We start from the raw sequence: 18,098 nt of genomic DNA on the forward strand, positions 1-18,098 counted from the left end.
GGGGGACCCTGTGGGAGAGTAGGACGCCGCCGAACAATTTTTAGCCGTGGTCCCCTGGAGTTTATCTCCAGGGGACCACGGCCTTTTTGCGTTTCAGTGCTGCATTCCCAGAGTTGGTGACCGATCCACTGCCCCGGGACGGACCGGTGCCACGGCCACCCTGTGGGCCTTGCCGCAGCGGTCCAACCAACTCGGGCGGCTCAGGTGGTGCAGAGCACGACCCAACTCGGGGTATGATTTACCTCGTTGCCACAGCGCAGCAGGCCCCAATAGCTCAGTCGGTAGAGCGTCTCCATGGTAAGGAGAAGGTCTACGGTTCGATTCCGTATTGGGGCTCAGTACCACGAAGGCCCCCGCCACTGGCGGGGGCCTTCGTCATGTCTGGGGTCAGCCCCGGCGGGGCTCAGGGATGCGCATCGCCAGGATCGCCATGTCGTCCGAGGCCGGTTCCGCGGCGAAGCGCTCCACCGCGCGGAGCACGCGGGAGGCCACGGCGCCCGCCGTCAGTCCCGTACAGGTGGTGAGGACTTCGGCGAGGCCGTCGTCGCCCAGCATGCGGGAGCCCTCGCGGCGCTCGGTGACGCCGTCCGTGACGCACAGCAGGACGTCGCCGGGGTCGAGGGTCACCATCTGCTCGAACAGCTCCAGGTCCTCCATGACGCCGAGCAGCGGCTGGGATTCCGCTGCGGACTCCACGGAGCCGTCCGGGCGCAGGCGCAAGGGGAGCGGGTGGCCCGCGCACACGACCTTGAGGTGGGCGCTGCCGTCCTCCTGCGGCCACAACTCGCCGTAGAGCAACGTCAGGAAGCGGCTGCGGGCGCCCTCGTCGAGGATGGCCGCGTTCAACCGCTCCAGGACCGCGGGGCCGCCGAAGCCCTCACGGGCCAGCAGGCGCAGGGCGTGCCGGGCGAGGCCGGTGACCGCGGCGGCCTCCGGGCCCGTACCGCAGACGTCGCCGATGGCGAAGCCGTACGCGCCGTCGCGGATGGGGAACACGTCGTAGAAGTCGCCGCCGACCTCGTTGCCCTCGCCGGCCGCGCGGTAGATCACCTCGACCTCGACGCCCGGGATCTGCGGGGACTCCGGCGGCAGCAGGCTGCGCTGCAGCGACTGGCTGATGGCGACGCGCTCCGAGTACAGACGGGCGTTGTCCAGGGCCAGGGCGGCTCTGCGGGACAGGTCCTCGGCCAGTTCCAGGATCTCCTGGCGGAAGTGGTCGTCGGAGGGCTTGCCGAGGGTCAGCATGCCGATCACGCGGTTGCGGGCCACCAGCGGAAGGACGACCGTCTCACCGCCGACGGCGGCCGCGGTGGCCAGTGTGGTCGCGATGCCGGAGGAGACCGGCGATGAGGAGCCGAGGCCCAACTCGCGCTTGGACGTCTGGAGGGCGGCCTCCTGGGCCGCCCGGGCCGGCGCGTGCCAGACGCGGGCGCCCGGAGTGGGCACCGGGTCCGGCGGGGCGATCTTGGCCAGCAGGTCCTTCAAGCCGTCGATGCGGTCCTCGTCCTCGTGGAGCACATAGCTGAGGTACGGGTCGGACGCCTGGTCGGCGATGGTGTAGACGGCACACCAGGTGGCGAGCGTGGGGACCGTCATCTGCGCCATCAGCGCGAGGGTCTGGTCCCGGTCCAGCGTGCCCGCGAGCAGGTCGGACGCCTCGACCAGGAAGGACAGCGAGCCGCGGCGCAGGCGCTCCAACTCGCCGAGGCGGGCGGACTCGACGGCGAGCGCGATGCGGTCGGCGGCGAACTGGAGGCGAAGGGCCTCCTCGTTCGTGTACCGGCCGGCCGATTCCGCCGCGACGCCCAGGGAGCCGGTGAGACGGCCCTCGACCTTGAGCGGGACGGTGACCACGGAGCGCATCCCCGTGGTGTTGAGCAGGGGTACGGCTCCGGGCACCGAAGTGAGGTCGTCGTGGACGGCGGGCATCCGGGCGGAGCCGTACCGCCCGGTGCCGGCTTCGACGGGGACGCGGGCGAAGCGCTGGCGGGCCGACGGCAGCCCGGTGGTGGCCCGCACCTCCAGTTCGGTCTCGTCGTCCGTGGCCAGCAGCAGGAAGGCCGAGTCGCCGTCGAGCATGTCGCGGGCGCGTTCCACCGTGCGCTGGAGGAGGCCGTCGAGGTCGTCGGGGGCGGGTGAGCCGATGAACACCTCGAAGGGGTCCTGGCTGTGGGGCTCGGTGCCGGTTTCGGCGCCGGCGCCGCGCTGCGGGGTCTGCAGGACGGCGCGCTCCTCGTCCCGTACGAGGAGGCAGACCGTCGACGGTTCGCCGTTGGTGTCGCGCACCCGCAGGTGGGAGGCGTACACGGGGACGACGCGGCCGTCGGTGTTCCGGATGCCGTAGCTGCCCTCCCAGCGGGAGAGCTGGAGCGCCTCGGCGATGCCGGTGCCGATGCCGGGGGTGTGCGGCCAGGCCGCGAAGTCGGTGAGCGGCTTGCCGACGACCTGGTCAGCGGGGTAGCCGAAGAGGCGCTCGGAGTCCTCGTTCCAACTGGAGATGGTGCCGTGCCGGTCGATCTGGACGACGGCGACGCGGACGCGTTCGTCCGCGACGGGCAGCATGGGGGTGGGCAGGACGGGGCCGGCGGAGCGGGTGCCCACCGGACGTTCGGGCAGGTCGAGCTGGAACCAGACCTGCTTGGAGGTGGGAGCGTACTCGACGCCCCAGCGGGAGGCGAGGGCGGAGCACAGCAGCAGCCCGCGGCCGTTCTCGCTGTCGAGCGGGGCGAGGACGTGGCTGCCCTGGATGGGGATCTCGCGCTCCGGGTAGCGGTCGGCGACTTCGATGCGGACGCTGTCGTCCGTGCGCAGGCAGAGCACGTCCGCGGCGGTGCCGGCGTGGATCACCGCGTTGGTGACGAGTTCGCTGGTCAGGACGACGGCGTCGTCCACGATGTCGGAGTGGCCCCAGCCCTGGAGGGTGTCGCGGACGAAGGCGCGGGCGGTCGCCACGGACCGTCCGACGGGGTCGAAGGTGGCGGCGGCCCGAGCGGTGATCACTGAACTCCTCGTACGCGTCTCGACGCCCGGCTCTGCCATGATCGGCCTGCCCCTCCCGGTGCCCGGTACATTCCTCGTGCCCTGGTCGCCCAGGCCGGGCGGACCGGGGCGGTTGGACAGCCGGATGCCAGGTTACTTACCTTCGCAGTCCGAGCGGATGCCGGTCGCCGCTGTTTCCGCCCTCCGGGGGCGGGGACGCTGTGCGAAGCTGCCGAACTGTTATGGCCTGGTTCGGTACGAGTGAAACACTGGGCACGCATTCGATGCGGGCTCGGGCACTCTGACAAGGACCCGAGCAGTACGGTCAACCCCTGCGGGAGGGACACGGTGGAGTCTGGCGTGGCGGCGCGCGGGAGGAACTCGCGCGCGAAAGGCGGACGGTCCCGGAGCAATGGGACGGTCGAGGTGGACGCGGTGGCCCTCAACCGGCTGCTGACCGCCTTGACGTCCATGCGCGACGGGAACTTCCGCAAGCGCCTGACCGTGTCGGGCGACGACGTGATGGCCGAGATCGCGGCCGTCTACAACGAGGTCGCCGACCGCAATCTCCACCTCACGGGTGAGCTGGCCCGGGTCCGCAGGGTCGTGGGACGCGAGGGCAAGCTGACCGAGCGCTTGGACACGGGAGCCTGCGAAGGGTCCTGGGCGGCGGCGATCGACGCGTCGAACGCGTTGGTCGACGACCTGGCGCGGCCGGTGTCCGAGGTCGGCCGGGTGCTGTCCGCGGTCGCCGACGGCGATCTGGTGCAGCGCATGGAGCTGCGCTCGGAGGGCGCGGACGGGGTCGTACGGCCGCTGCGCGGCGAGTTCCTGAAGGTCGCCCGTACGGTCAACAGCCTGGTCGACCAGTTGTCGGCGTTCACGGACGAGGTGACGCGGGTCGCCCTGGAGGTGGGCACCGAGGGCAAGCTCGGCGGGCAGGCGCAGGCGCGGGGGATGTCCGGGTCGTGGAAGGACCTCACGGACTCCGTCAACACCATGGCGCAGCGGCTCACCGCGCAGGTGCGGGACATCGCGCTGGTGACCACGGCGGTGGCCAAGGGCGATCTGTCGCAGAAGGTGACGGTGCACGTCGCCGGGGAGATGTTGGAGCTGAAGAACACCGTCAACACGATGGTGGACCAGCTCCAGTCCCTGGGGTCCGAGGTGACCCGGGTGGCCCGCGAGGTGGGCACCGAGGGCGAGCTGGGCGGGCAGGCCGAGGTGCCCGGCGTCGCTGGCGTGTGGAAGGACCTCACCGACTCGGTCAACATGATGGCCGGCAATCTGACGTCGCAGGTGCGGGCGATCGCCGAGGTGACGACGGCGGTCGCGAACGGTGACCTGACGCAGAAGGTCACGGTGAACGCGCGGGGCGAGGTGGCGCAGCTCGCCGAGACCGTGAACCAGATGACGGAGACGCTGCGGACGTTCGCGGACGAGGTGACCCGGGTCGCCAGCGAGGTCGGCGGCGAGGGGCTGCTGGGCGGCCAGGCGCAGGTGCCGGGCGCGGCGGGGACGTGGAAGGACCTCACCGACTCGGTGAACACGGTCTTCCGCAACCTGACCACTCAGGTGCGGGACATCGCGGCGGTGACCACGGCCGTGGCGAACGGCGATCTGTCGCAGAAGGTCACGGTGGACGTGGCCGGGGAGATGTTGGAGTTGAAGAACACCGTCAACACGATGGTGGACCAGCTCCAGTCCTTCGGGTCCGAGGTGACGCGGGTGGCCCGGGAGGTCGGCATCGAGGGCCGGCTGGGCGGCCAGGCGCGGGTGCCGGGCGCGGCGGGGACGTGGAAGGACCTCACGGACTCGGTGAACACCGCGTTCCGCAACCTCACCGGTCAGGTGCGGGACATCGCCCAGGTGACGACGGCGGTCGCGAACGGCGATCTGTCGCAGAAGGTCACGGTGGACGTGGCCGGCGAGATGTTGGAGTTGAAGAACACCGTCAACACGATGGTGGCGCAGCTCTCCTCGTTCGCCGAGCAGGTCACGCGGATGGCGCGGGACGTGGGCACCGAAGGCAGGCTCGGCGGTCAGGCGCGGGTGGACGGCGTCAGCGGCACGTGGCGGGAGCTGACGGACTCCGTCAACTTCATGGCGGGGAACCTGACGTGGCAGGTGCGGCAGATCGCACAGGTCACGACGGCGGTGGCGCGCGGTGACCTGTCGCAGAAGATCGACGTGGACGCCCGGGGCGAGATCCTGGAGTTGAAGAACACCATCAACACGATGGTGGACCAGCTGTCGGCGTTCGCGGACCAGGTCACCCGGGTGGCCCGGGAGGTCGGCACGGAGGGCCGGCTCGGCGGGCAGGCGCAGGTGCCCGGCGTCGCCGGCGTCTGGCGCGATCTGACGGACTCGGTGAACGGCATGGCCGGCAACCTCACCGGTCAGGTGCGCAACATCGCCCAGGTCGCCACGGCGGTGGCGCGCGGTGACCTGTCGCAGAAGATCGAGGTCGACGCGCGGGGCGAGATCCTGGAGTTGAAGAACACCATCAACACGATGGTGGACCAGCTCTCGAACTTCGCCGAGCAGGTCACCCGGGTGGCGCGAGAGGTGGGCACCGAGGGCATGCTCGGCGGGCAGGCCGAGGTGCAGGGGGTCTCCGGCACCTGGAAGGACCTCACCCAGTCCGTCAACTCGATGGCGAACAACCTCACCTCGCAGGTGCGCAGCATCGCCGAGGTCACCACGGCGGTCGCCAAGGGCGACCTGTCGAAGAAGATCACCGTCGACGCCAAGGGCGAGATCCTCGAACTGGTGACGACGGTGAACACGATGGTCGACCAGCTCTCCGACTTCGCCGACGAGGTCACCCGGGTGGCCCGGGAGGTGGGCACCGAGGGCGTGTTGGGCGGCCAGGCCCGGGTGCGCGGCGTCACCGGCATCTGGAAGGACCTCAGCGACAACGTCAACCTGATGGCGAACAACCTGACGAACCAGGTGCGGAACATCGCCCGGGTCTCGGCGGCCGTCGCCAACGGCGATCTGACGAAGAAGGTGACGGTCGAGGCGCGCGGCGAGTTCGCCGAGCTGGCGGAGACCGTCAACACCATGGTGACGACGCTGTCCTCGTTCGCTGACGAGGTCACCCGGGTGGCCCGGGAGGTGGGCACCGAGGGCGAGTTGGGCGGCCAGGCGCAGGTGCCGGGCGTGTCGGGCACCTGGAAGGACCTGACCGAGTCGGTGAACTCGATGGCGTCCAACCTCACGTGGCAGGTGCGCCAGATCGCCACCGTGACCACCGCCATCGCCAAGGGCGATCTGACGCGGAAGATCGACATCGAGGCGCGGGGCGAGATCCTGGAGCTGAAGACGACGATCAACACGATGGTCGACCAACTGTCGTCGTTCGCCGGCGAAGTGACCCGGGTGGCCCGCGAGGTGGGCACGGACGGGCAGCTCGGCGGTCAGGCGCGGGTGCGGGACGTGGACGGCACCTGGCGGGACCTGACGGAGTCGGTGAACGAGATGGCCGGCAACCTGACCCGTCAGGTGCGGGCGATCGCCGCCGTGGCCACCGCGGTGACACGTGGCGATCTGAACCTCAAGGTCGACGTGGACGCGGCCGGGGAGATCCAGGTCCTCCAGGACAACATCAACACGATGATCGCCAAGCTGCGCGACACCACCCTCGCCAACGAGGAGCAGGACTGGCTGAAGGGCAACCTGGCCCGGATCTCCGGTCTGATGCAGGGGCGCCGCGACCTCGACGACGTGGCGTCGCTGATCATGAGCGAGCTGACGCCGGTCGTCTCGGCCCAGCACGGCGCGTTCTTCCTGGCCATGCCCGCGGGCGGCATCTCGGAGGTGCCGGGCGAGGAGGAGACGTCGTACGAACTCCAGATGCGTGGGAGCTACGGCTATTCGGCGGGGCTGATGCCGACGTCCTTCCGGCCGGGGGAGACGCTGATCGGGACGGCCGCCGAGGAGAAGCGGACGATCCAGGTCAGCGTGCCGCCGGGATACTTGAAGATCTCCTCGGGGCTGGGTGAGGCGTCCCCGGCGTACGTGATCGTGCTGCCGGTGCTGTTCGAGGGCAAGGTGCTGGGCGTGATCGAGCTGGCGTCGTTCCAGCCGTTCACCCAGATCCAGCGGGACTTCCTCAACCAGTTGGCGGAGATGATCGCCACCAGCGTCAACACGATCAGCGTGAACACCAAGACCGAGGTCCTGCTGATGCAGTCGCAGGAGCTGACGGAGCAGCTTCGGGAGCGTTCCGCGGAGTTGGAGAACCGGCAGCGGGCGCTGGAGGAGTCCAACGCCGAGCTGGAGGACAAGGCGGAGCTGCTGGCCCAGCAGAACCGCGACATCGAGGTGAAGAACACCGAGATCGAAGAGGCCCGGCAGGTGCTGGAGGAGCGCGCCGAACAGCTCGCGGTCTCGATGCGCTACAAGAGCGAGTTCCTGGCGAACATGTCGCACGAGCTGCGCACTCCGCTGAACTCGCTGCTGATCCTGGCGAAGCTGCTGGCGGACAACGCGGAGGGCAACCTCTCGCCGAAGCAGGTGGAGTTCGCCGAGACGATCCACGGCGCGGGGTCGGACCTGTTGCAGCTGATCAACGACATCCTGGACCTGTCGAAGGTCGAGGCCGGCAAGATGGACGTCTCGCCGACCCGGATCGCGCTGGTGCAGTTGGTGGACTACGTGGAGGCCACGTTCCGGCCGTTGACCGCGGAGAAGGGGCTGGACTTCTCCGTACGGGTCTCCCCGGAGCTGCCGGCGACGCTGCACACCGACGAGCAGCGGCTGTTGCAGGTGCTGCGCAACCTGCTGTCGAACGCGGTGAAGTTCACCGACTCGGGCGCGGTGGAGCTGGTGATCCGGCCGGCCGGCGCGGACGTGCCGCAGTCCATCCGGGAGCAGTTGTTGGAGGGCGGCTCGCTCCAGGACGCGGACTCGGAGCTGATCGCGTTCTCCGTGACCGACACCGGGATCGGGATCGCGGCCGGCAAGATGCGGGTCATCTTCGAGGCGTTCAAGCAGGCCGACGGGACGACGAGCCGCAAGTACGGCGGCACGGGGCTGGGCCTCTCCATCAGCCGGGAGATCGCCCGGCTGCTCGGTGGCGAGATCCACGCGGCGAGCGAGCCCGGCCGCGGTTCGACGTTCACGCTGTACCTGCCGCTGCACCCCGTCGAGCAGTCGACGCAGGGGCAGGGCGGGCACGGCGGCGAGGGTGCGGAGGCAGGCGTTCCGCTGGAGCGGCCGGAGCGCATCGTGCCGGGTGACACCGGTCCGGGCGCGCTGTTCCGCCGGCGGCGCAAGGCGCTGAGCGGGCTGCCGCAGAAGCCGGCGCTGCCGAGCACGGCGACGGGTGCGGGCGGCGACGTCAGCCCCAACGGCGTCGCGTCGGTTCCGGTCGCCGTGCCGGGCTTCGGCTCAGCGGTGGGCCGGGAGCCCCAGTCGCCCGGTCCGCAGGAGTCGTCGGAGCCGCGCCGCACCTTCGTCTTCGACAACGAGAAGGTGCTGATCGTCGACGACGACATCCGCAACGTCTTCGCGCTCACGAGCGTGTTGGAGCAGCACGGGCTGTCGGTGCTGTACGCGGAGAACGGCCGGGAGGGCATCGAGGTCCTGGAGCAGCACGACGACGTGACGGTCGTCCTGATGGACATCATGATGCCGGAGATGGACGGCTACGCGACGACGACGGCGATCCGCAGGATGCCGCAGTTCGCCGGGTTGCCGATCATCGCGCTCACCGCGAAGGCGATGAAGGGCGACCGGGAGAAGGCCATCGAGTCGGGTGCGTCGGACTACGTGACCAAGCCGGTGGACCCGGACCACCTGCTGTCGGTGATGGATCACTGGATGCACGAACAGTGACCGCGAGTGACCGTGGTGTGATCACGCAAGGGCGAAATCGTTGCCGGTACCTGACGTTTCCGTGTCGGTTGCTGACTGACTCTGCCTGAAGGTGTGTGCGACGGTGGTTTTCGGGGAACGTTTTCGTCTCACCGTCCGTTTCAGCTCCGGGCACTGTGACATCGCGGTGACAGGGTGTGGCGACCGGCGGGGTGCGGCTACCATGACCGGCACAAGGGCGGGCGGCGCAAGGGAGCCGTCCCCCGGGGCGGCGCCCGGTGTGTTTCCCGTGCTCAAGGAGTCGGGGAGACCCCAATCCGGGGCGAGGAGGACGGGGCATGGTGCAGAAGGCCAAGATCCTCCTGGTCGATGACCGGCCGGAGAATCTGCTGGCGTTGGAGGCCATTCTCTCCGCGCTCGATCAGACGCTGGTGCGGGCATCGTCCGGGGAGGAAGCGCTCAAGGCGCTGCTGACGGACGACTTCGCGGTCATCCTGCTGGACGTCCAGATGCCCGGCATGGACGGGTTCGAGACGGCCGCGCACATCAAGCGCAGGGAGCGGACCCGCGACATCCCGATCATCTTCCTCACCGCGATCAACCACGGCCCGCACCACACCTTCCGCGGGTACGCGGCCGGCGCGGTCGACTACATCTCCAAGCCGTTCGACCCGTGGGTGCTGCGCGCGAAGGTCTCCGTCTTCGTCGAGCTGTACATGAAGAACTGCCAACTGCGCGAGCAGGCCGCGCTGCTGCGCCTCCAGCTCGAAGGCGGCGGTCAGGGCGCGGTGGGCGCGCTCGGCCGGGAGCCCGTGGCGCTCCTCGCCGAACTCTCCGCACGCCTCGCCGCCGTCGAGGAGCAGGCCGAAGCGCTGTCCAAACAGCTCGACGACGAATCCGCCGACGCGGCGGCCGTGGCGACCGCGGCCCACCTCGAACGCAAACTGACCGGGCTGCGCAGGGCGCTGGACGCCCTGGAGCCGGGCACCGGCGGCCACTCCGCCCCACCGCTGTAGCCGACGCCCCCGCGGGAGCGCCGCGAGGGCTGCCGGGGCGCGTTCCGCACCGGCCCGGCTGAGCGGGCGTCACCTTTGCGCCGCGGCAAGGCGACACGTTGGGGTGAAGCGGTGGGCACGCGTGTCCACCGCCCTTCACACCGGTAACCTCACCCCCATGGCCTCACGTACGTCCGGCAAGGGTTCCCAGGGCACGTCGGGCACCGAAAAGCCGCGCCCCGGCCGTACGAACGGTGCCCCCGCCGCCAAGAAGGCGGCGCCCGCGAAGAAGTCCGCCGCCAAGAAGCCCGCGGCGAAGAAGACGGCGAAGCCTGCCCAGGCGGCGCCCGCGAAGAAGGCACCGGCCAAGAAGGCCGCGGCGAAGAAGCCCGCGCCCAAGCCGGCACCGTCGCCGACCGGCGGCGTGTACCGGGTGGTGCGCGCGGTCGGCGTCGGCGTCGCCCACGGCGTCGGGGCGATGTTCCGCGGCATAGGGCGCGGCGCGAAGGGCCTGGACCCCGCACACCGCAAGGACGGCCTCGCGCTGCTGCTGCTGGGCCTGGCCCTGGTCGTCGCGGCGGGCACCTGGTCGAATCTGCGCGGCCCGGTCGGCGACCTCGTCGAAATGCTCGTCACCGGCGCCTTCGGCCGGCTCGACCTGCTGGTGCCGATACTGCTGGGCGCGATCTCGATGCGCCTGTTCCTCTATCCGCAGCGCCCGGAGGCCAACGGACGGATCGTCATCGGTCTGTCCGCGCTCGTCATCGGCATTCTCGGGCAGGTCCACATCGCCTGTGGCTCACCGGGTCGCGGCGACGGCACCGAAGCCATGCAGGACGCCGGCGGCCTCATCGGCTGGGGTGCCGCCAAGCCGCTGATCTTCATGATGGGCGAGGTGCTGGCCGTACCGCTGCTGGTGCTGTTGACGGTCTTCGGGCTGCTCGTCGTGACGGCGACACCGGTGAACGCCATTCCGCAACGGCTCCGCCTGCTCGGCGTCAAGCTGGGCCTGGTCCAGCCGCTGCACGAGCCGGGCGACGCGCAGGGGGCGTACGGCAGCGACGACGACCGGCGCTACGACGAGCAGTGGCGCGATGCGGTGCCCGCGGGCCGGAGCCGCCGCCGCGGCCAATCCGCGCACGACGCCGCCGACGCCTTCGACGCCGACGAGGCGGAGTCGCAGGAGCTGTCGCAGCGGCGCCGGCCGCGCCGGGGCTCCGTGCAGCCGGCGATGCACCGGCCGATGGACGCCGTGGACGTGGCCGCCGCTGCCGCCGCCGCGCTGGACGGCGCCGTCTACAACGGGCTGCCGCCGTCCCCGCTGGTCGCCGATCTGACGAAGGACGTCACCGCGGACATCCGCCGTGCCGCCTCCCCCGTACCGCCCGCGCGCGAACCGCGGCCGGGCGGTGCCAAGGCGGCGGAGCCCGAGGCGGAGCGCTCGTCGTCCGTGCCCGACCTGACCAAGCCGGCGCCCGCCGAGGACCGGCCGCTGCCGCCGCGGGCGGAACAGCTCCAACTCGCCGGTGACATCACGTACGCGCTGCCCTCGCTCGACCTGCTGGAGCGCGGCGGTCCCGGCAAGACGCGCAGCGCCGCCAACGACGCCATCGTCGCCTCGCTGACGAACGTCTTCACCGAGTTCAAGGTGGACGCCGCCGTCACCGGCTTCACCCGCGGTCCGACGGTCACCCGTTACGAGGTCGAGCTCGGGCCCGCGGTGAAGGTCGAGCGGATCACCGCGCTCACCAAGAACATCGCGTACGCCGTGGCCAGTCCGGACGTGCGGATCATCTCGCCCATCCCCGGCAAGTCCGCGGTCGGCATCGAGATCCCGAACACCGACCGGGAGATGGTGAACGTCGGCGACGTGCTGCGGCTCGCCGACGCGGCCGAGGACGACCACCCGATGCTGGTCGCGCTCGGCAAGGACGTCGAGGGCGGCTACGTGATGGCGAACCTCGCCAAGATGCCGCACGTGCTCGTCGCCGGCGCCACCGGCTCCGGCAAGTCCTCCTGCATCAACTGCCTGATCACCTCGGTGATGATAAGGGCGACCCCGGAGGACGTCCGGATGGTGCTGATCGACCCCAAGCGGGTCGAGCTCACCGCCTACGAAGGCATCCCGCACCTGATCACCCCGATCATCACCAACCCCAAGCGGGCGGCCGAGGCCCTCCAGTGGGTCGTCCGCGAGATGGACCTGCGCTACGACGACCTCGCGGCCTTCGGCTTCCGCCACATCGACGACTTCAACCAGGCCATCCGCGCGGGCAAGGTCACCCTGCCCGAGGGCAGCGAGCGCGACCTCCAGCCGTATCCGTACCTGCTGGTCATCGTGGACGAGCTGGCGGACCTGATGATGGTCGCGCCGCGCGACGTCGAGGACGCCATCGTGCGCATCACCCAGCTCGCCCGCGCCGCCGGCATCCACCTCGTCCTCGCCACCCAGCGGCCGTCCGTCGACGTCGTCACCGGTCTGATCAAGGCCAACGTGCCGTCCCGGCTCGCCTTCGCGACCTCCTCGCTCGCCGACAGCCGGGTCATCCTCGACCAGCCCGGCGCGGAGAAGCTGATCGGCAAGGGCGACGGGCTCTTCCTGCCGATGGGCGCCAACAAGCCCACCCGCATGCAGGGCGCGTTCGTGACGGAGGACGAGGTCGCCGCCGTCGTGCGCCACTGCAAGGACCAGATGACGCCGGTCTTCCGCGACGACGTCACCGTCGGCTCCAAGCAGAAGAAGGAGATCGACGAGGACATCGGCGACGACCTGGACCTGCTGTGCCAGGCGGCGGAGCTGGTGGTGTCCACGCAGTTCGGGTCCACGTCCATGCTCCAGCGCAAGCTGCGCGTGGGCTTCGCGAAGGCGGGGCGGCTGATGGACCTGATGGAGTCGCGGAACATCGTCGGGCCGAGCGAGGGCTCCAAGGCGCGCGACGTGCTGGTGAAGCCGGACGAACTGGACGGGGTGCTGGCCGTGATCCGCGGGGAGTCCGCCTGAGGAACGGGCAGAACGGGCGGAGCGCACCGCAGCGGACGGAGGCGGCTGCGACACGCCGGAGGCCGTTGCGGGGCCCCGCGGAACTTCGCCCTCCGAAGGCTTCGGCACCGCGTTCGACGTTCGAGCAACCGTTTCCCTTGTCCGTACGTCAAGTTGGGAGGAGGGGCAGGATAGACCGGCCCCGACGCCCGGGTGCACCGGCCATTCCGATGGCGTACAAAGTCCCGCCGCCCGGTTGCCCCACCCTTTCGTACCACCCTTAGACTGAACCTCCAGCAGGTGGTTACACGCTCGAAAGGCGCCCCCGTGTCCATCGGCAACTCCCCCGAAGACGACCGGCCTTCCGCCCGGGACGAACAGCCGCCCATCGGCCGCGTCCTCCAACAGGCCCGCATCGCGGCCGGCCTGACCGTCGACGAGGTCAGCGCCACCACCCGCGTCCGGGTCCCCATCCTCCAGGCGATCGAGCACGAGGACTTCTCCCGCAGCGGCGGCGACGTCTACGCCCGCGGACACATCCGCATGATCGCCCGCGCCGTGGGCCTCGACCCCGATCCGCTCGTCGAGCAGTACGACTCGGAGCACGGCGGGCGGCCCGCGCCGACCCCCGCCGCGCCCCTGTTCGAAGCCGAACGCATCCGCCCCGAGCCGCGCCGGCCCAACTGGACCGCGGCCATGGTCGCCGCGATCGTCGCCGTCGTCGGCTTCGTCGGCTTCACCCTCTTCTCCGGCGGCGACGAGGGCGGCGACCATGGCCCCGTCGCCAAGGGGCCGGAGGCGGAGCGCTCGGCGTCCAGCAGCACGGGACCGTCCAAGGGACGGACGGGCGCCCCCGCGCCGGTGCCCTCGGAGTCCGCGATCGCAGGGGCGCCCGCGGACAAGGTCACCGTCAAGCTGACCGTGGTGAACAACCGGAGCTGGATCCAGGCCAAGTCGGCCACCGGCAAGCAGATCTTCGACGGGACGCTGAACAAGGGCCAGACCAAGACCTTCCAGGACGACCGGCGCATCGACCTCATCCTCGGCAACGCCGGCGCGATCGAGCTGTTCGTCAACGGCAAGAAGATCGAGGACGACTTCCGGCCCGGTCAGGTCGAACGGGTGTCGTACACGAAGGGTGACCCCGAGGCCGGCTGACCGGCGGCCCGGCGGCCCCCGGGGGACCGCGACGAGGGCGCGTACGCCCTGGTTGGACGGGCTGGGGGAGAGGGGGCGGCTCGGGACGAAGTAGTCTTGAGCCCATGCCCGAACGCCGTACCGTCGCCCTTGTCACTCTTGGCTGCGCCCGTAACGAGGTGGACTCGGAGGAGCTAGCGGGCCGTCTGGCAGCGGACGGCTGGGAGCTGGTCGAGGACGCCGCCGACGCGGACGTCGCCGTCGTCAACACCTGCGGCTTCGTCGAGGCCGCGAAGAAGGACTCCGTCGACGCCCTGCTGGAAGCCAACGACCTCAAGGACCACGGCAAGACCCAGGCCGTGGTCGCGGTCGGCTGCATGGCCGAGCGCTACGGCAAGGAGCTGGCCGACGCCCTGCCCGAAGCCGACGGGGTCCTCGGTTTCGACGACTACTCCGACATCTCCGACCGCCTCCAGACCATCCTCAGCGGCGGGAGCCACGCCGCCCACACCCCGCGCGACCGGCGCAAGCTGTTGCCGCTGAGCCCGGTGGAGCGGCAGGCCGCCACCGGCGTCGCACTGCCCGGGCACGGAGCCCCCGCCGAAGAGCCGGCCCAGGCCCCCGCGGACCTGCCGGCCGGCGTCGCGCCCGAATCCGGTCCGCGCGCCCCGCTCCGTCGCAGACTGGGCAGCAGCCCCGTCGCCTCCGTGAAGCTCGCCTCCGGCTGCGACCGGCGCTGCACCTTCTGCGCGATCCCCTCCTTCCGCGGCTCCTTCATCTCGCGGCGCCCCGCCGACGTCCTCGGCGAGACCCGCTGGCTGGCCGAGCAGGGCGTCAAGGAGGTCATGCTCGTCTCCGAGAACAACACCTCGTACGGCAAGGACCTCGGCGACATCCGGCTGCTGGAGACGCTGCTGCCGGAGCTGGCGGCCGTCGACGGCATCGAGCGGGTCCGGGTCAGCTACCTCCAGCCCGCGGAGATGCGGCCCGGGCTGATCGACGTGCTGACCTCCACGCCCAAGGTCGCGCCCTACTTCGACCTCTCGTTCCAGCACTCCGCGCCCGGCGTGCTGCGGGCGATGCGCAGGTTCGGCGACACGGAGCGGTTCCTCGAACTGCTGGAGACGATCCGCGGCAAGGCGCCGCAGGCCGGTGTGCGCTCCAACTTCATCGTCGGCTTCCCCGGCGAGAGCGAGGCGGACTTCGCCGAGCTGGAGCGCTTCCTCACCCATGCACGGCTGGACGCCATCGGCGTGTTCGGCTACTCCGACGAGGAGGGCACGGAGGCCGCGACGTACGACGACAAGCTGCCCGACGACGTCGTCGCCGAGCGGCTGGCGCACCTGTCGCGGCTGGCGGAGGAGCTGACCGCGCAGCGCGCCGAGGAGCGGCTGGGCGAGACGCTGGAGGTGCTGGTCGAGACGGTGGCTTCGGGGCCCGACGACGGCGAGGAGCCGGCCGTGGGGCGCGGTGCCCACCAGGCGCCCGAGACGGACGGACAGGTCGTCTTCACCTCGACCGAGGGCCTCGCGCCCGGCCGGATGGTGCTGGCGAAGGTGGTCGCCACGGAGGGCGTCGACCTGGTGGCCGAGTACGCCGGCCTGCCGACGGAGGCCCCTGCGCCGTCGGGCACCACCGCGGCCGCCGGCGGCCGCTCGGCCCTGGACGCGCTGGTGACCGGGGCCACCGCCCTGGGCGCCCGCGGAAAGGCCCGGGACGGCGGCCCGCGCGCGGTGGGCGAGGAGGCGGCCAGATGACCGGAGTGCCGGCATCCGCGGGGGGTGGCACCGGCAGGCCCGGTCGACCCGCGCCCGGAGGAAAGCTCGGCGCTGCGGCCGTCAATCAGGCCAGCCTGTGGAACATCGCCAACATCCTCACCATGCTCCGGCTGGTGCTGGTGCCCGGCTTCGTCATCCTGCTGTTCCAGGACGGCGGCTACGACCCCGCCTGGCGCGCCTGGGCCTGGGCGGCGTTCGCCGTCGCCATGATCACCGACATCTTCGACGGCCATCTGGCCCGTACGTACAACCTGGTCACGGACTTCGGGAAGATCGCCGACCCCATCGCGGACAAGGCGATCATGGCCGCGGGGCTGATCAGCCTCTCCATCCTCGGGGACCTTCCGTGGTGGGTGACGGGCGTGATCCTCTTCCGCGAGCTGGGGATCACCCTGATGCGGTTCTGGGTGATCCGGCACGGAGTCATTCCGGCCAGTCGCGGCGGCAAGATGAAGACCCTCGCGCAGGGCACCGCGGTCGGCATGTACGTGCTCGCGCTCGTCGGACCGCTGGCCACCTTGCGCTTTTGGGTGATGGGGCTCGCGGTCGTGCTGACCGTGGTCACCGGTCTGGACTACGTGCGACAGGCGGTCCTGCTGCGGCGCAGGGGGCTCGCCAAGGAGCGCAGCGCGGCCCCGGGCGGGCGGTGAGGGACCCGATGGCGGACGGCACTGCCGCGGCACGCGTACTGGAGCTGCTTGCGGAGCGTGGTCAGACGCTGGCGGTCGCCGAGTCCCTCACGGGCGGTCTGGTGGCCGGGGAACTGACCGGGGTGCCGGGTGCATCGCGTTCCTTCCGCGGCTCGGTGACGGCGTACGCGACGGCCCTGAAACGGGACGTCCTCGGCGTCGACGCGACCCTTCTGGCGGAGCGCGGAGCGGTGGATCCGACGGTTGCTTCGCAGATGGCGGCGGGTGTGCGGGCCCGGCTGGGGGCGGACTGGGGGATCGCGACGACGGGCGTCGCGGGACCGGACGCACAGGACGGCCAACCGGTCGGCACGGTCTTCGTCGCGGTGTCGGGACCGGACCGGAGCGAGAAAGTGACGGCGCTGAGGTTGAACGGCAGCCGGGCGGAAATCCGTAAAGAGAGTGTACGGAGCGTGCTGGAACTGCTCCTGGGTGAACTGCACGGCCCAGTGCGGGCGAAGGATACGGAACAGAACGGGGGGAATTGATGTTTACAGCCCTGAGTGAACACGTCATCGCTCCCCGCACGGCCGCAGCGCGAGGCGGTACGGTGGGGCGTGAAGGATGCGGCTACGCGGTCCGAGGAGGGAGCCACCGATGATTCTGCTCCGTCGCCTGCTGGGTGACGTGCTGCGTCGGCAGCGCCAGCGCCAGGGCCGTACTCTGCGCGAAGTCTCCTCGTCCGCCCGAGTCTCGCTCGGCTATCTCTCCGAGGTGGAGCGGGGGCAGAAGGAGGCTTCCTCCGAGCTGCTCTCCGCGATCTGCGACGCGCTTGACGTACGGATGTCCGAGCTCATGCGAGAAGTGAGCGACGAGCTCTCGTTGGCCGAGCTGGCCGAGTCGGCGGCGGCGAGCGAACCGGTGCCCGCACCGGTGCGCCCGATGCTGAACACCGTCTCCGTGACGTCGGTGGCCGGTGTGCCGACGGAACGCGTGACGATCAAGGCGCCGGCGGAGGCCGTCGACGTCGTCGCGGCTTGACGCGCACCTCGACCCTGGCTTGAGCCCCGGTCGTCCGACCACCCCGTGCTTCGTGCCCGGGGCCGGACGGCCGGGGCTTTCCCGTGCCCGGGCTTCCGCAGGCGGCGCCGGGGTTTCCCCGCGTGATCGGGGGTAGGCGCCCGCTGTCGAAATGTTCCCTCTCAGGTGCTATGTCATGGTGAGAGGGAGCGGACCGGAAACCGAGTGGAGGACGCATGTCTGTCGTGAAGAGCCCGCTGTCCGACGCCGACCTCAAGACGGTCGGAGAGGCGCTCCAGGGAGCGCTGGTCGACCTGGTGGACCTCGGGTTGGTGGCCAAGCAGGTGCACTGGAACGTGATGGGGCCGCGCTTCCGGTCCGTCCACCTCCAACTCGACGAGGTCGTGGACACGGCGCGGCTGCACTCCGACACCGTGGCCGAGCGCTGTTCCGCGATCGGGGTGCCGCCGGACGGGCGGGCCGCGACGGTGGCGTCGCAGAGCGCGATCAACGGGGTGCCGGACGGCTGGGTCAAGGACACCGACGCGGTACGGATCCTGGTGGACGCGCTCGGTGCGGTGATCTCCCGGATGCGGGAGCGCATCGGGGTGACCGGGGACCCGGATCCGGTGAGCCAGGACATCCTGATCGGGCTGACCGCCGACCTCGAGAAGCACGCGTGGATGTTCCAAGCGGAGAGCGTGTGACGCCAGAGGCGTGCGGGTGCGGCGGCCGGGCCGGGGCACGGGATCGCGGT

The 18,098-nt window shown here is 70.7% G+C and carries 10 protein-coding genes and 1 tRNA gene; 10 read left to right on the forward strand and 1 reads right to left on the reverse strand.

Annotated features, from left to right (window positions below):
* The first annotated feature begins 263 nt into the window (after nt 1-263).
* A tRNA-Thr gene (locus ACH4E8_RS18070) sits at nt 264-336 on the forward strand.
* Between the two features lie 51 nt (nt 337-387).
* Here ACH4E8_RS18070 and ACH4E8_RS18075 read toward each other — a convergent pair.
* Nucleotides 388-3,039, reverse strand: a complete 2,652-nt coding sequence (locus ACH4E8_RS18075) for a SpoIIE family protein phosphatase (protein ID WP_398449243.1) — start codon at nt 3,037-3,039, stop codon at nt 388-390.
* A 288-nt stretch (nt 3,040-3,327) separates the two neighbouring features.
* Here ACH4E8_RS18075 and ACH4E8_RS18080 point away from each other — a divergent pair, with 288 nt between their 5' ends.
* From ACH4E8_RS18080 to ACH4E8_RS18120, 9 genes are all read left to right on the forward strand, one after another.
* Nucleotides 3,328-8,823 (forward strand): HAMP domain-containing protein, encoded by a 5,496-nt coding sequence (locus ACH4E8_RS18080; RefSeq protein WP_398449245.1) that lies wholly within the window; start codon nt 3,328-3,330, stop codon nt 8,821-8,823.
* A 317-nt stretch (nt 8,824-9,140) separates the two neighbouring features.
* Nucleotides 9,141-9,818 (forward strand): two-component system response regulator, encoded by a 678-nt coding sequence (locus ACH4E8_RS18085; RefSeq protein WP_398449247.1) that lies wholly within the window; start codon nt 9,141-9,143, stop codon nt 9,816-9,818.
* 157 nt (nt 9,819-9,975) lie between these two features.
* Nucleotides 9,976-12,798, forward strand: coding sequence for a DNA translocase FtsK (locus tag ACH4E8_RS18090; protein ID WP_398449249.1), 2,823 nt, complete (start codon nt 9,976-9,978; stop codon nt 12,796-12,798).
* 306 nt (nt 12,799-13,104) lie between these two features.
* Entirely contained in the window at nt 13,105-13,935 is an 831-nt protein-coding gene (locus tag ACH4E8_RS18095; protein ID WP_398449251.1) for a helix-turn-helix domain-containing protein, read from the forward strand.
* 104 nt (nt 13,936-14,039) lie between these two features.
* Nucleotides 14,040-15,671 carry a 30S ribosomal protein S12 methylthiotransferase RimO gene (gene rimO / locus ACH4E8_RS18100; RefSeq protein WP_398449253.1) on the forward strand — a complete coding sequence of 544 codons (1,632 nt, stop codon included), beginning with the start codon at nt 14,040-14,042 and terminating at the stop codon, nt 15,669-15,671.
* Complete coding sequence (gene pgsA, locus ACH4E8_RS18105) at nt 15,668-16,342, forward strand: CDP-diacylglycerol--glycerol-3-phosphate 3-phosphatidyltransferase (protein WP_398449255.1); 675 nt, start codon at nt 15,668-15,670, stop codon at nt 16,340-16,342. The genes rimO and pgsA overlap by 4 nt, the downstream gene beginning before the upstream one ends.
* 8 nt (nt 16,343-16,350) lie before the next feature.
* Nucleotides 16,351-16,869, forward strand: coding sequence for a CinA family protein (locus ACH4E8_RS18110; RefSeq protein ID WP_398449257.1), 519 nt, complete (start codon nt 16,351-16,353; stop codon nt 16,867-16,869).
* 109 nt (nt 16,870-16,978) lie between these two features.
* Nucleotides 16,979-17,362 carry a helix-turn-helix transcriptional regulator gene (locus ACH4E8_RS18115; RefSeq protein ID WP_361970588.1) on the forward strand — a complete coding sequence of 128 codons (384 nt, stop codon included), beginning with the start codon at nt 16,979-16,981 and terminating at the stop codon, nt 17,360-17,362.
* A gap of 215 nt (nt 17,363-17,577) precedes the next feature.
* On the forward strand, nt 17,578-18,048 hold the full coding sequence (locus ACH4E8_RS18120) for a Dps family protein (protein ID WP_398449259.1): 471 nt from the start codon (nt 17,578-17,580) through the stop codon (nt 18,046-18,048).
* Nucleotides 18,049-18,098 lie beyond the last annotated feature (50 nt).

This window comes from Streptomyces sp. NPDC017979, from assembly GCF_044328175.1.
Lineage (GTDB): Bacteria > Actinomycetota > Actinomycetes > Streptomycetales > Streptomycetaceae > Streptomyces.

Excerpts from the sequence above, each read along its gene's own strand:
- ACH4E8_RS18075 (WP_398449243.1), bottom strand. The coding sequence starts at position 3,039 with ATGGCAGAGCCGGGCGTCGAGACGCGTACGAGGAGTTCAGTGATCACC.
- rimO (WP_398449253.1), top strand. The coding sequence starts at position 14,040 with ATGCCCGAACGCCGTACCGTCGCCCTTGTCACTCTTGGCTGCGCCCGT.
- ACH4E8_RS18090 (WP_398449249.1), top strand. The coding sequence starts at position 9,976 with ATGGCCTCACGTACGTCCGGCAAGGGTTCCCAGGGCACGTCGGGCACC.
- pgsA (WP_398449255.1), top strand. The coding sequence starts at position 15,668 with ATGACCGGAGTGCCGGCATCCGCGGGGGGTGGCACCGGCAGGCCCGGT.
- ACH4E8_RS18120 (WP_398449259.1), top strand. The coding sequence starts at position 17,578 with ATGTCTGTCGTGAAGAGCCCGCTGTCCGACGCCGACCTCAAGACGGTC.
- ACH4E8_RS18110 (WP_398449257.1), top strand. The coding sequence starts at position 16,351 with ATGGCGGACGGCACTGCCGCGGCACGCGTACTGGAGCTGCTTGCGGAG.
- ACH4E8_RS18115 (WP_361970588.1), top strand. The coding sequence starts at position 16,979 with ATGATTCTGCTCCGTCGCCTGCTGGGTGACGTGCTGCGTCGGCAGCGC.
- ACH4E8_RS18085 (WP_398449247.1), top strand. The coding sequence starts at position 9,141 with ATGGTGCAGAAGGCCAAGATCCTCCTGGTCGATGACCGGCCGGAGAAT.